This is a genomic window from Microbispora sp. NPDC046933 (assembly GCF_040644635.1).
Lineage (GTDB): Bacteria > Actinomycetota > Actinomycetes > Streptosporangiales > Streptosporangiaceae > Microbispora.
The window spans coordinates 131863-144890 of sequence record NZ_JBEYWW010000003.1 but is presented as its reverse complement, the minus strand read 5'-3'; the positions used below and the strand labels follow the sequence as shown (position 1 = coordinate 144890).

The window sequence follows — 13028 nt, the reverse complement described above, 5'->3', positions numbered from 1 at the left end:
TCAGTCCAGGTCCGATTCGCCGGCGCGCAGCAGCTTGAGCTGGAGCAGCGCGAGGCTGGCGAGAATCGCGAAGAGGGCGACGCAGATGGCGGCGGCGTAACCGAAGTTGAAGCGCTGGAACGCCTGCTCGTAGATGTAGTAGTAGATCACCCGGGTCGCGTTGATCGGCCCGCCCTTGGTGGTGACGGCCACCGTGTCGAAGATCTGGAACGATCCGATGACGGTCAGCACCAGTACGAGCGCCAGGGCCGGCCGTAACAGCGGCAGGGTGATCCGCCAGAACATCCTCGCCTCGGAGGCGCCGTCGGTCGCCGCCGCCTCGTACACGGTCTTCGGGATGGCCTGCAGACCGGCGAAGATCAGCAGAGCGGTGTAGCCCATGTGCCGCCAGACGTTGACCAGCGCGATGGTCGGGATCGCGGTGCTCGTCTCTCCGAAGAAGGCCACCGGGTCGAGGCCGATCCACTCCAGCGCCTGGTTCACGATGCCGAGCTGAGCGTCGAGCATCGTGTACCAGATCAGTGCGACCACCACGTTGGCGACCAGGTACGGCAGCAGCAGCATGCCCCGGATCAGCCCCGAGCGGGTCAGCCGGTGCATGAGCACGGCCATGCCGAGGGCGACGATCGTCTGCACCCCGATGTTGATGACGACGTACTCGACCGTGACCTTGAGCGAGTTCCAGAACAGGCGGTCGCCGAACACGCGCCGGTAGTTGTCGAAGCCGGCCCATTCCGGCGGGGCGAGCAGGCTGTAGTCGGTGAAGCTGAGGTACATGGTCCGCAGCGTCGGCCACAGGTAGAAGACGGCGAAGCCGACCGCCGCGGGCAGGAGGAAGACCATCGCGACGGGCAGGTCGCCCGCCCGGCGCCGGGGCTGCGGCGGGGACGTGTCAGGCTGCGGCGCCGCCGTGTCGCGCTGCCGTTCGGTGCTGGTCCTCATGACGGTCATGCCTTCGTGATGTGCAGCAGGAGCAGTTGTTCGGGGTGGAGCGGCGGGGCGGACAGGCCGACCTCCGCCAGCACCTGGCCGGTGACCACGACTCCCTCGGCCAGCCACGGGTTCGGGGTCACCGCGGTGGTGCCCGGACTGTCGCCCGGGGCCAGCGGATTCACGCGGTAGCGCTGATGCGGGTCGAGTCCGGGGATGCGGACCCGTCCGGGCTGGGTGCGGGCGCCGGTGGCCATCGCCACCACCGAGAACAGCGCCTGATCGCGGTCCGCCGACACGATTCCGTGCAGCCACAGCGCCGGGTCGGGATGGTCGGCCCGTACGACGAGACCGCGGTGCAACCAGCCGCGCATCCGCTTGTAGAGCTGCACCCACCGCCGCAGCTCCGCGCGTTCCTCGCCGGAGGCCGCGGTCAGGTCCCACTCGATGCCGAAGTGGCCGAACAGTGCGGTACCGGCCCGCAGCGAGAGGCTCTGCGTCCGTCCGGTGGTGTGCGAGCGCGCCGACCCCACATGTGAACCGATCAGCTCCGGCGGCAGGAGCAACGCCGTCCACCGCTGGATCGCCTGCCGCTCTATGCCGTCGATGCAGTCGCTGGCCCAGACACGATCGGTGCACTCGAGAATGCCGAGGTCCACCCGGGCGCCGCCCGACGAGCACGACTCGATCTCCAGCCCGGGATGGCGCGCCCGCAGCTCGTCCATGAGGCGGTAGACCGCCCTGGTCTGCTCGTGTACGCCCGCGTCGATGAGGTCGCGGTTGTGGTCCCACTTCAGGAACGCGATCCGGTACTCGCTCACGAGCGCGTCCAGCCGCTCCAGGATGTACTGGTAGGCCTCCTGCCGGCGCAGGTCGAGAGCCTGCTGATGACGGACCGGCGGGGGCTGCCGGCCTTCGGTCGCCATGATCCAGTCGGGGTGCGCGCGGGCCAGGTCCGAGTCGGGGTTGACCATTTCGGGCTCGACCCACAGGCCGAAGTCCATGCCCCGGGCCCGCACGTGCTCGACGAGCGGGTGCAGCCCGTCCGGCCAGCGTGTCTCGTCCACGAACCAGTCGCCGAGACCGGCCCGATCGTCGCGGCGGCCCCGGAACCAGCCGTCGTCGAGCACGAACCGCTCGGCGCCGACCTCGGCGGCCGCGTCGACCAGCGCCGTGAGCCGGCCCAGGTCGTGGTCGAAATAGACGGCCTCCCAGGTGTTGACGATCACCGGTCGCGGTCCGCCCCGCCCGCCCCGCCCGCTCCGCACCAGGCGATGAAAGCGGGCGGCCATCTCGTCGAGGCCGTCACCGTGGGCGGCGTAGACCCATGGGGTCTCGTACGACGCGCCGGGCGCGAGCCGGACCTCGCCGCTCTGCAGCAGCTCGCCGCCCCCGACGACCGACTCTCCGGTGGGCAGCCGCTCGGCGTACGTCCGGTGGTTGCCGCTCCATCCGACGTGGACGCCCCACACCTGGCCGGACCGGAACCCGAACCCCTTCTCGCCCGCGACCAGGATGAACGACGCGTCCGAACCAGTGCGCCCGCGTCGCCCGTCCCGGACGTGAGCACCGGCCGAGAACGCGCGTCGCTGGGGGTCCCGCTCCCGGCTCCAGCGGCCGGTGAAGTCGAGCAGCTCGGTCGCCTCCGCCGGCACCGGCAGAGCCATCACCAGGCCGTCGAGCGTGTACCACCCGGAAGCGGTGTTGCGGAGCGCGGCTCGCATGCGGAGCACGCCGTCGGCCGTCAGGTCGAGGCGGAGTTCGAGGGACAACCCGCAGCCGGTGTCCGACGCCAGGACGGCCACCTCGCCACCCTCGCCGGCGCCGCGGTCGTGGAGGCCGACGTGCTCCGTCTCGAACAGCGGCGACCAATGCCGGCCGTCGCGGTGGCCCAGGACACCGGGCAGACCGAACCACCCCGTCGCCGGCTCCGGCACCACCGCCACCGAAGCCGGCGTGTCGAGCGAGTTCGGTACCGTCGCCGGCAGCGAAGCCAGTGCCAACGCCGAAAGGTCCGCGTCCGACGCGTGGGGCAACGCGCGTCCCCAGTGCAGCACCCGTGGCAGCCGGGGGCCGCGGCAGTCGAGCACCAGGCTCACCCCGGCCGCCTGGAGGTGGACTAAGCCGTCGGCTCCGCGCCCGTCCGGCCGCGCCGCGACCTCGTCGCTCGTACCAGAGTGAGGATCTCCCGCCTCGACGACAGTTTCCACGATTGCCACACTTACGTCCTTTTCATCCGAATCAGGCCACGCGTCAACCGCCGAGAGCCTGTGGCCCGGCTACATGTCTCGATGGGGGTGATGGAGTGTGTTTGCGCTCACATGTAACGTTCAATGGAGCCGAGAGTGACATGACACCGGCGTTACGTCAAGATGTCCTCCGCGGTTCACTCGGGGGGCGTACGGAGTGGCGCTCCGCCGGTCTGCGCGGCCCTCTCCGGGGCCTGCGGTGCGTGCTAGAGTCCGGAGGCGTTTGGGTCCGGGCGCCCGCGACACCATGAGTGGTGCGAATGTCAGACACAGCCGATCGGGGGAAAATGGCCGGCGCGAACGATCGTCGCTCAGTCCGCCGCCCCAGCATCGACGATGTCGCAAAACTCGCCGGCGTTTCGCGACAGACGGTCTCCAATGTGCTGAACGACCGCAAGGATTACTTCTCGACGCAGACGCAGGCCCGCGTGATGGCCGCGATGGAAGCGCTTTCATACAAGCCGAATCGCGCGGCCCAGACCCTGCGCTCCCGGCGCAGCATGCAGATCGGTTACCACATGTCCGGCGAGGAACTGGAGACGGTGAAAGGCTTCACCCTCAGTTTCCTCCAGGCGCTGATAAAGGCGGCGGCCCGGCGCGGCTACCAGATTCTGGTATTCACGCATACCGACGAAGACCCCTTGTCCGTATTCACCGAGCTGATCGCCCGGGGCAACATCGACGCACTGATCATCTCGGAATCACAGGTGGACGACCCCCGCGTCCGACTGCTGGCGCGCGGCACGCTTCCCTTCGTGTCCTTCGGCCGCCTCGCCCCCGACCTCCCCCAGCAGTGGGTCGACATCGACAATGCCCACGGCATGGCCATGCTGATGGACCACCTGGTCGCGAAGGGATACGCCCGGTTCGCCTACGTGGGGGCCGAGGGCGACGAGTACTGGAAGCGCGAACGACTCCACGGCTTCCAGCGGGGTCTGGACCGCCACGGGCTTGAGGCGACGGACGACGACATCTTCCAGGGCTCGGGCGACGCGATTCGTGACCACGTACGCCGGATACTGAGCCGGCGCCGGCGGCCTGACGCGATCGTGACCAGCAGCGACTCCATCGCCGCCGTCGTGGTCAACGTCTGTCATTCCCTCGGCCTGCGTGCCGGCCGCGACATCGCGGTCACCGGCTTCGACGGCGGAGCGATGGGACTGATCACCGAGCCGACCATCACGAGCGTACGGATTCCGCTGGAGAAGGTCGCCGGCGAATTGATCGATCGATGCCAGGCCGAAATCGACGCGGGGCCCACCGGGCGCCCGGGAGTGTTGATACCGACCGAGATATTCCAGGGCGGAAGCGCCTGAGGAATCTCCCCGCTTCCCGGCTCTTCGAGGCCGCTCCTGCTCTGGCTTATGTTCTCAGCTGCTCCTCTCGTCAGAGGACTTGTCCCTCGACCTCCGACGCGCGGGTCAGGACCCCTCAGTTCGAACCGCAGCCCCCGGTGGCCAGGATGCGCCCGTCGGGGCTGAACGCGGCGGCGTCGGCGCCGCCGGCGTGCGCCGGCCACGGTGTGCCGACTGGCCTGCGGGTGGCTAGGTCCCACAATCTGACCTCGCCGAAGCTCTCGTCTGTGGGATCGAGTGCGAGCGTCACCGCGTGCCGGCCGCGGCTGTCGATTCTCACGGTTTCGACGTACGCGGCCTCCCGGGTGGAGCGGCCGGTCGCGACGTCCCAGAAGCGCAGCACCCCGTCCACTCCGGCGGAGACCAAGGTGGTGCGGTCGGGGCTGAAGGCCATGTCGACGATGCCGTCGATCGGCCCGGTGACGACCGTGCCGTCCGGGTCGTACCCCGAATAGCCTTCACCGTGCCCGGTCATGACCGGGCTGAGCGGGCGTCCGGTGGCCGGATCCCAGACCCGGATGTCGTTCTCGCTGGAGATCGCGACCGTGCGCCAGTCCGGGCTGAAGGCGATCCGCCGCATCGCCGCGTCCGGCAGCGGCAACGGGGCTCCCGTGCGGCGGCCAGAGGCTCTGTCCTTGAGCACGAGCCTCCCGGCTTCCTCGATGGCGACGGTTCGGCCGTCGGGGGAGACGGCGAGCGTGCCCGCTGGCAGAGCCGGAGCCCGCTCGGCGTGTGTCGTCCATTGCTGGAGTTCGTCCCCCACGGCCGCCGTAAGCAGACTGCCGTCGGGACTGAAGGACAGGACCCGGGAGTCGCGCTCGAAGGCGGTCTCGGCTGTGCTCAGCGTGATGGGGTCGCCGACCTCGGCCAGGAGCCTGGTGTTCCAGAGCCGCCCGGTGTCTGGGACGTGCGGTCGCGCAGGAGGCTCGGCACCCTGCCGGACGCACACATCGGAGCGGTTTACCACACGCTGTTCAGCCCGGACGGAAAGGTCCTCGCCAGCGTGGGACAGGATCACACGGTGCACCTGTGGGATGTCTCCTCCCGCAAGCCGATCAGCCCGCCCATCATGCCGGTCCCCGACGTGTCCGACGCCGACGGCCGTGTCGACACCGTCGGCTTCAGCCCGGACGGCACCCTCATCGCCGTAGCCACCTTGGACTACCGGATCCGGTTCTACGAGGTCGCAACGGGCAGGCCCGCAGGCAGGCCGCTGAGCATACCTTCCGACGCGCAGATGACGACGTTCGGTCCCGACGGCCGCACCGTCATCGTCCGGGAGGGTGCGATCATGTCCCTTTGGGACCGGGTCACGGGCCGGCGTATGCGCACCGTCCCCGCCAAGGCGGACCTGCTGGCCCTGGGCGGCGACCTCCTGGCGACGTACCACGGCGGCGAGATCCGGCTGTGGCAGTCCACCTCGCTCCGCCCCCTTGGTGGTCCCATCCGCTCGGGGAAGATCGACATGCTCGCCGTCAGCCTCGACGACTCAACGCTCGCCACGGCCGCCGACCGAAGCGTCCACTACTGGGATGTCAGGACCCACCGCCTTACGGGCACCACCGTGACCGGCCACAGAGATACCATCACCTCCTTGGGCTTCACCACCGACGGAACCCGTTTGTGGACACGGGCCGGCGACAACGCTCGATCGTGTCGTCGGCGCCGGTCGTGACGAGGGTGTTGCCGTCGGGGCTGAACGCCGCCGCGGACGAGGCGGGCATCACGGCGTGCGCGGTGGTGGCCAGGAAGTCGAGCATGCCCTGCCTGGCTTCGTCGCTGTGCCGGGTCTGCCAGGACGCCGCGGCCAGCAAACCCGATACGAAGGGGTCGCTCTGCCGTACGGCGTGGCTCCGGTTGATGATTGTCTCAGCCAGGCTGTGGGCCTCGGACGCGGCCCGCGTATCGTTGAGCCTCACCCAGGCGCCGCCCGCGATCACGGGAACCGCCACCACCACGGCGAGCCCGGTGATGCCGGTCCTGCGCACTTTCTGGCGCGAGGCGGTGAGGAACGCTTCTGAGGCCGGTTCGAGCCGCGGGTAGCGGTCGCGGTCGTCCGCGTTCCAGCGGTCCAGGACCTTCTCGACCCTCCTGAGCCGGCGGAAACCGTAGAGCGAGCGGCGGTCGCGCGCGTCCCGCTTCCAGCGTTGCGCGTCCTGGTTCAGCTCGCTGACGAGCAGCCGGCCTTGCTCGTCACCCTTCAGCCACTCACGCAGGCGCGGCCAGGCCCTCAGCAATACGTCGTGGGAGATTTCGGCCTCGTCCCTGCGCAGCACGACCAGCCGCTTCGCGGCGAACTTCTCCAGAACCGCCCGGGACTTCGCGTCGTCCACCCGGATGGCTCGCCGGGCGTGGCCGTTGTACGTGAGCTCGGTCAGGCGGATCCGCATCCGTCGCCGCGAGAACCTGGAGAAACCGCCTGCATCGCAGTCCTCCGCATCCTTCACCTGCGGATGACCCCGGACGTCATGCTCGGTCTGCTGTCCGGGACTCCCACGGCGAGGTCGTCGGCCGCGGTGGGGAGGGGATGCGGGTTGTCCCAGCGATCGAGGAAGGCCCGGTAGCGCTCGGCGATCTGCTCGGTGCCGAAGGCTTTGCGGACGAGGTCGGCCGACTCGGTGGGCTTGAGCGCCCGGGCCTGCAGCACGGTGACATGGTCGTCCAGCCGGAGATCGCTCGGCTGGAGGGAGGCGAGGATACCGCTGACGTCCTTCGCGCCGGGGGCGACCCACAGTGCGCTCTGGAGCAGGCCGAATCCGGCCCGGACGAGCTGGGAGCGCAGATCGTGCCGGGTGGTGCGGAGGCTGTCGGTGAGGGAGAACCCGACGAGGGTCCAGGTTCCGTCCCGTTCGCGGTTCACCGCGCCGGTCTCCCAGACGCGGCGGTGCCCGTCCGCGAGCACCTGCGTGCGCACGAGGGTAGGAGACGAGAAGACATTGGGCAATTCTTTGACGGTCGTCATGATAGTGACTTATATTCGCCGCAATCGCCCTACAAGTCAGAGGGGATCCCATGGATCTATCCGGCAAGGTCGCCGTTGTCACAGGTGCGGGCCGCGGGCTCGGCCGCGCGTACGCCGAGGCGCTGGCTGCGGCCGGAGCGGCGGTGGTCGTCAACGACGTGGACGCCGAAGCGGCCGCGCAGGTCGTCGAGACGATCAACGGCGGGGGCGGCCGGGCGGTCGCGGTCGTCGCCCCGGTCGGCTCGGCCGAGGTGGCCGAGCGGCTGGTGGCCACCGCGGTCAAGGAGTTCGGCCGGCTGGATGTGATGATCACCAACGCGGGCATCCTGCGCGACCGGGTGCTGTGGAAGATGTCGGACGAGGACTTCGACGCCGTGATCGACGTGCACCTGCGCGGCACGTTCACCTGCGCGCGGGCCGCGGCGGTCCGAATGCGCGAGCAGGGGAGCGGCGGGCGGCTGGTCCTCGTCGCCTCGCCGGCCGGGCAGCGCGGGAACTTCGGCCAGACCAACTACGCGGCGGCCAAGGCCGGCATCGCCGCGATGGCCCGCACCTGGGCGCTGGAGCTGGCCAGGGCGAACGTCACGGTCAACGCGGTCGTCCCGGTGGCCGCCACGGAGATGACCAAGACCATCCCCGCGTTCGCGCCGGTCATCGAGGAGGCCGAGCGGACCGGCCGGCCGTTCCCGGACTGGCTGCGCAAGGACGAGGGCCTGGGCACGGTCGAGGACGCCGCCGCGCTCGTCGTCTTCCTCGCCTCGGACGCCTCCGCGGGCGTGACCGGCCAGGCGATCGGCATCGGTGGCGACCGCCTGGCGCTGTGGGCCCATCCGAAGGAGAAGGCCGTGGCGTTCGCCGACGGCGGGTGGACGGCCGACGACATCGCCGCCGCCTGGGAGTCGGGTGTCGGCGCCGACCCCGAGACGTACGGCATCCCCGCGCCGAAGGCGCCTGAGGGGGCGTGAGGATGAACGTCGACGAACTGGTCGCGATCGACGTGCACACCCACGCGGAGATCTCCAAGGATGGGCACGGCTCGCTGAGCCCGGAGTTGTTCGGGGCATCGGCGGACTACTTCAAGGCGCACGGGCACCGGCAGCCGACCATCGCGGAGATGGCCGCCTACTACCGGGAGCGGAAGATGGCCGCGGTGGTGTTCACCGTGGACGCCGAGCACGCCACCGGGCACCCGCGCATCTCCAACGAGGAGGTCGCGGAGAGCTGCGCCGAGCACGCCGACGTGCTGATCCCGTTCGCCAGCGTCGACCCCTGGAAGGGCCGGGCGGGCGTTCGCGAGGCGCGGCGTCTGGTCGAGGAGCACGGCGTGCGCGGCTTCAAGTTCCACCCGAGCATCCAGGGCGTCGCCCCCAACGACCCGGTGGCGTACCCGCTGTATGCGGCCATCGAGGAGCTCGGCGCCATCGCGCTGTTCCACACCGGTCAGACCGGCATCGGCGCGGGTGTCCCGGGAGGGGGCGGCATCCGGCTGAAGTACGGCAACCCGATGCTGGTGGACGACGTGGCCGTGGACTTCCCCGAGCTGCGGATCATCCTGGCCCACCCGTCGTTCCCGTGGCAGGACGAGGCGCTCGCGGTGGCCACGCACAAGCCGTACGTCTACATCGACCTGTCGGGATGGTCGCCGAAGTACTTCCCGCCGCAGCTCGTGCGGTACGCCAACACGCTGCTGAAGGACAAGGTGCTGTTCGGCTCCGACTATCCCGTGATCACCCCGGACCGCTGGCTGGCCGACTTCGACAAGCTCGAGATCAAGCCCGAGGTCCGCCCGAAGATCTTGAAGGACAACGCCGTACGCCTGCTCGGCCTCGGCACGCAGGAAAGCTCGCAGGAGAGGACGACACACGCATGACCACCACGGCCGACGGGCTCGACGAGATCAAGGCGCTGGCCGGCAAGGATCTCGGCCACAGCGGCTGGCTGGAGATCAGCCAGGAGCGGGTGAACACCTTCGCCGACGCCACCGACGACCACCAGTGGATCCACATCGACCCCGACAGGGCCGCGGACGGGCCGTTCGGCGGCACGATCGCCCACGGTTACCTGACCCTGTCCCTGGTCATCCCGCTGTTCAACGAACTGCTCCACATCCAGGGCGTGAAGATGAGCATCAACTACGGCCTGGACAAGGTCCGCTTCCCCAGCCCCGTCAAGGTGGGCGCCAGGATCCGCCTGGGTGCCACGGTCGCCTCGGTCGAGGACGTCCCCGGCGACGGCGTGCAGATGTCGCTCGACTTCACCGTCGAGATCGAAGGCGCCGGCAAGCCGGCCTGCGTCGCCCGGGCGATCTACCGGCACTACGCCTGACCCGTGATCGGACGCCGTTTCTGTGAGGAGGACCACGAGGTCTTCCGGTCCGCGGTGCGCGAGTTCGCCGCCCGCATCCAGACGATCCACGGCGGCACCGCCGGGATCACGAAGGACGTCATCGGCCGCGGCCTGGTGCGCGAGAAGGCCCTTCCCTGATCCCCCCAGCTCACAGGAGGTCGAAGACCGATGCGCAACGCCGGACTGGGAGGCTGGCCCGCCCGCCGGGCCCGGATGACACCGGACCGGACCGCGTTCATCTTCGCGGACCGGCCCGTCACCTACGCCGAGGTCCATGAGCGGACGACACGGCTGGCGTCGCAGTTGCGCGCAGCGGGGGTGCGGGCCGGTGACCGGGTCGCCTACCTCGGCCGCAATCACGTCGCCTTCGTCGAGACGATGTTCGCCTCGCACCTGCTCGGGGCGATCTTCGTGCCGCTGAACTTCCGTCTGGCCGCGCCCGAGATCGGTTACATGCTCGACCACTCGGGTGCCGAGGTCCTGATCTACGCGCCGGAGTGCGCCGAGGTGGTCCGCGCCCTGCCGGACACCGCGGCTCCCCTTCGGCACATCGTCGCCCTCGGTGAGCCCGGGCCGGGGGAGCGGCATTACGAGACCTGGCTCGCCGAGGGCGATCCCACGCCGATCGACACGCCTGTGGGGCTGGACGAGACGGCGCTCATCCTCTACACCTCGGGTACGACCGGGCGCCCGAAGGGCGCGATGCTCACCCACGCCAACCTCGTGTGGAACTGCTTCAACCTCCTCACCGGCGTCGATGTCGCCGGTGACGAGGTGACGCTGATCAGCGCACCGCTTTTCCATGTCGCCGCACTGGACCAGACCTTGCTGCCGACCTTCCTCAAGGGCGGCTGCTCGGTGATCACCCCGTCGTGGGACGTGCACGAGTGTTACGACCTGATGGAGAAGTACGGCGTCACCTGGATGTTCGGGGTCACCACCATGTTCGCCGCGTTCGCCCGGTCGCCCAGGTGGGCCGATGCGGACCTGTCCTCGCTGCGCAGCCTCATGGCGGGGGGAGCGGCGATCCCGGCCGCGCTGATCCGCACCTACCAGGAACGGGGCCTGATCTTCTGCCAGGGCTACGGGCTGACCGAGACGGCGCCCGGCGCGACGTTCCTGGAGCCGAGCCAGAGCGTGCGCAAGGTGGGCTCGGCCGGGGTGCCGGTGTTCTTCGCCAACGTACGCGTGGTCCGGCCCGACGGCACGGACGCGTCGCCGGGCGAGCCGGGCGAGGTGCTCATACAGGGGCCGAACGTGACGCCTGGCTACTGGCGCGATCCGGAGGCGACCGCCGCCGCGTTCTCCGAGGGCGGCTGGTTCCGCTCCGGCGACGTCGCCACGGTGGACGAGGAGGGCCACCTGTACATCGTCGACCGGGTCAAGGACATGTACATCTCCGGCGGGGAGAACGTCTACCCGGCCGAGGTCGAGGCGGCGATCTTCGAGCACCCGTCCGTCGCCGAGGTCGCCGTGCTCGGCGTACCCGACGCCAGATGGGGCGAGGTCGGCCGCGCGTTCGTGGTCCTCCGCCCCGGCGCGAGTGTCACCGCCGGCGAGCTGCGCGAGTTCCTCCGCTCCCGCCTGGCCAAGTACAAGGTCCCGGTCCATTTCGACATCGTCGACGACCTGCCGAAGACCGGCTCGGGAAAGATCCAGAAGTCCCAACTGCGACGACTCCCGCCGCCGGATGCCGGCGCCTCCACTTCTCCGGTATGACCACAGCTCGGGGCTGACCGGGCGGAACATGCGCTGGCAGGACATCGAGTGCACCCTGTACAGGCTGCACTCTCGCATCGCGCCCCGCGGGTCGCCGCCGAACGCCGACGGCAGCGACCCGGACGACGTCCACGTCGAGGTCGTCTACGCCATCACCCCCGAGACCGAGCAGCCCTCGAACGGCGTCCGGGCCGTCGCCCGCGACTTCGCCCTCGAGGACCAGAGCGTGTCGGACTTCCTCGCGGAGAACAACCGAACCGTCATCCTGCAAGACGTCGAGGCACTCAAGTGCTGGAGCAGTCCCGTGAGAGTGCGGTTCGCGAGTCATGTCCTTATGTGATGTCCCGCCGCCTGACCCGTGGCACCGCCCCGTCACGGCGGTGGACACGACCGGACGCGACGTGTGCCAATCCGACCGCCGGCAGCTGGCTCCTGAACCGGATCGACGCCCGCGAGCACTCCCTGACCTGCCACATCGAGCAGACCCAGGCGGAGATCGACGCTCTCCCCGACCAACCGCGGCATCCTCGTCGCGCTCATAGCTCGGCCGGTGAGCCACGCGTTAACACCCAAGTTGAACGTCGTCCTACAGGGTCGCTAGCTTGCGCGCATGGCAGATCTAGGACATGTGGCTTGGCCGCCTGAGCTGATCCGGACCGAGCGGCTCGTGCTCCGTGAGCCCGAGGCGCGGGACCGTACAACGTTCATCGAGCTGCTCGCCTCGCCAGAGGTGCACACCTACCTCGGCGGTCCCCGCCCGCGTGACGAGCTTGAGCGTGAGATGCCCGAGGTGCCCGAGCGATGGCCCGGGAGTTTCGTCGTCGAGCTCGACGGGGCGATGATCGGCCAGATCCTGCTCAGGAGAGCAGCCGGGCACCGTCGCCCGGCTGCCGTGGGGAAGGCCGATCTCGGTTACCTGTTCCTGCCGAAGGCCTGGGGGCAGGGGTACGCCGCCGAGGCGTGCGCGGCGGCACTCGACTGGTTTGACGGCGCCCTTCCCGGCGAGCCGGTGGTGCTCACCACCCAGAGCGCCAACGTCGGCTCGATGCGCCTCGCGGCAAAGCTGGGGTTCACCGAGGTCGAGCGGTTCCATGCCTGGGACGCCGAGCAGTGGCTCGGCCTGCGGCCCCCGGCCACGTGATGGGGCTACGCGATTCTGGCTCTGACGCTTTCCCCGGATGCTTGGTGATCTTCACGATGATGGCAGGTCGTGGATAAGGGGTGTTCGAACGGCCGAAGAGAGCGAAGTCGGCCGTCAGGGGTAGACGCCCGGAATGTCGTGATCGGCAAGCCGGAGAAGGTTTCGGTGACGAGGACGTGCCGGCCGCGGCCTCCTCGTCGAGGACGAGCCCGGATTGTTCGCTCAGCCTCGACCGTAGCCCTGCAGAGCCCTTGACCAGCACGCCATCCCGAGCGCAAGCGACGGAAGGGACATCAACGTGCGTAACGCCTTCTGAAGGCTGGTCC

14 protein-coding genes and 1 pseudogene are annotated in these 13028 nt (G+C 69.5%); 10 read left to right on the top strand and 5 right to left on the bottom strand.

The annotated features are described in order from the left end of the window. Window positions 1–951, bottom strand: a complete 951-nt coding sequence (locus tag ABZ857_RS05205) for a sugar ABC transporter permease (RefSeq protein WP_357037772.1) — start codon at window positions 949–951, stop codon at window positions 1–3. Beyond that, window positions 948–3029 (bottom strand): alpha-galactosidase, encoded by a 2082-nt coding sequence (locus ABZ857_RS05200; protein WP_357038404.1) that lies wholly within the window; start codon window positions 3027–3029, stop codon window positions 948–950. The genes ABZ857_RS05205 and ABZ857_RS05200 overlap by 4 nt, the downstream gene beginning before the upstream one ends. A 437-nt stretch (window positions 3030–3466) precedes the next feature. Here ABZ857_RS05200 and ABZ857_RS05195 point away from each other — a divergent pair, with 437 nt between their 5' ends. Beyond that, complete coding sequence (locus ABZ857_RS05195) at window positions 3467–4495, top strand: LacI family DNA-binding transcriptional regulator (protein ID WP_357037769.1); 1029 nt, start codon at window positions 3467–3469, stop codon at window positions 4493–4495. Window positions 4496–4610: 115 nt separating this feature from the next. Here ABZ857_RS05195 and ABZ857_RS05190 read toward each other — a convergent pair whose 3' ends face one another. Then, window positions 4611–5483 (bottom strand): WD40 repeat domain-containing protein, encoded by an 873-nt coding sequence (locus ABZ857_RS05190; RefSeq protein WP_357037767.1) that lies wholly within the window; start codon window positions 5481–5483, stop codon window positions 4611–4613. On the opposite strand from ABZ857_RS05190, the pseudogene ABZ857_RS05185 reads away from it, so the two are divergent. Together ABZ857_RS05185 and ABZ857_RS05180 are read left to right on the top strand one after the other, a co-directional pair. Continuing rightward, a pseudogene (locus ABZ857_RS05185) lies at window positions 5469–5522 on the top strand (hypothetical protein); the annotation flags it as partial. The gene ABZ857_RS05190 and the pseudogene ABZ857_RS05185 sit on opposite strands and share 15 nt — an antisense overlap. A 15-nt stretch (window positions 5523–5537) precedes the next feature. Then, on the top strand, window positions 5538–6209 hold the full coding sequence (locus ABZ857_RS05180) for a hypothetical protein (RefSeq protein WP_357038424.1): 672 nt from the start codon (window positions 5538–5540) through the stop codon (window positions 6207–6209). On the opposite strand, the gene ABZ857_RS05175 is transcribed toward ABZ857_RS05180, so the two are convergent. Both ABZ857_RS05175 and ABZ857_RS05170 read right to left on the bottom strand, forming a co-directional pair. Further along, window positions 6136–6924 carry a hypothetical protein gene (locus tag ABZ857_RS05175; protein ID WP_357037764.1) on the bottom strand — a complete coding sequence of 263 codons (789 nt, stop codon included), beginning with the start codon at window positions 6922–6924 and terminating at the stop codon, window positions 6136–6138. The two genes, ABZ857_RS05180 and ABZ857_RS05175, sit on opposite strands and share 74 nt — an antisense overlap. Window positions 6925–6977: 53 nt before the next feature. After that, entirely contained in the window at window positions 6978–7496 is a 519-nt protein-coding gene (locus ABZ857_RS05170) for a hypothetical protein (protein ID WP_357037761.1), read from the bottom strand. A gap of 50 nt (window positions 7497–7546) precedes the next feature. Between ABZ857_RS05170 and ABZ857_RS05165 the strand changes: the two genes are divergently transcribed. The 7 genes from ABZ857_RS05165 to ABZ857_RS05135 all read left to right on the top strand — a co-directional run bounded on the left by ABZ857_RS05165 (window position 7547) and on the right by ABZ857_RS05135 (window position 12702). After that, the gene (locus tag ABZ857_RS05165) at window positions 7547–8461 is read left to right on the top strand and encodes an SDR family NAD(P)-dependent oxidoreductase (RefSeq protein WP_357037758.1); all 915 of its coding nucleotides are present in this window, start codon (window positions 7547–7549) and stop codon (window positions 8459–8461) included. A gap of 2 nt (window positions 8462–8463) precedes the next feature. Beyond that, a complete protein-coding gene (locus tag ABZ857_RS05160; protein ID WP_357037755.1) occupies window positions 8464–9366 on the top strand; it encodes an amidohydrolase family protein in 903 nt (300 codons plus the stop codon). Continuing rightward, window positions 9363–9821 (top strand): MaoC family dehydratase, encoded by a 459-nt coding sequence (locus ABZ857_RS05155; RefSeq protein ID WP_357037752.1) that lies wholly within the window; start codon window positions 9363–9365, stop codon window positions 9819–9821. Before ABZ857_RS05160 ends, ABZ857_RS05155 begins: the two co-directional genes overlap by 4 nt. A gap of 3 nt (window positions 9822–9824) precedes the next feature. Beyond that, window positions 9825–9980, top strand: a complete 156-nt coding sequence (locus ABZ857_RS05150; protein WP_357037749.1) for a hypothetical protein — start codon at window positions 9825–9827, stop codon at window positions 9978–9980. A gap of 30 nt (window positions 9981–10010) precedes the next feature. Next, window positions 10011–11561, top strand: a complete 1551-nt coding sequence (locus ABZ857_RS05145) for a long-chain fatty acid--CoA ligase (protein WP_357037746.1) — start codon at window positions 10011–10013, stop codon at window positions 11559–11561. Further along, window positions 11533–11901: a hypothetical protein gene (locus ABZ857_RS05140; RefSeq protein ID WP_357037743.1), complete on the top strand. Its 369-nt coding sequence runs from the start codon at window positions 11533–11535 to the stop codon at window positions 11899–11901. Before ABZ857_RS05145 ends, ABZ857_RS05140 begins: the two co-directional genes overlap by 29 nt. Window positions 11902–12189: 288 nt before the next feature. Continuing rightward, entirely contained in the window at window positions 12190–12702 is a 513-nt protein-coding gene (locus ABZ857_RS05135) for a GNAT family N-acetyltransferase (protein WP_357037740.1), read from the top strand. Window positions 12703–13028: the final 326 nt, after the last annotated feature.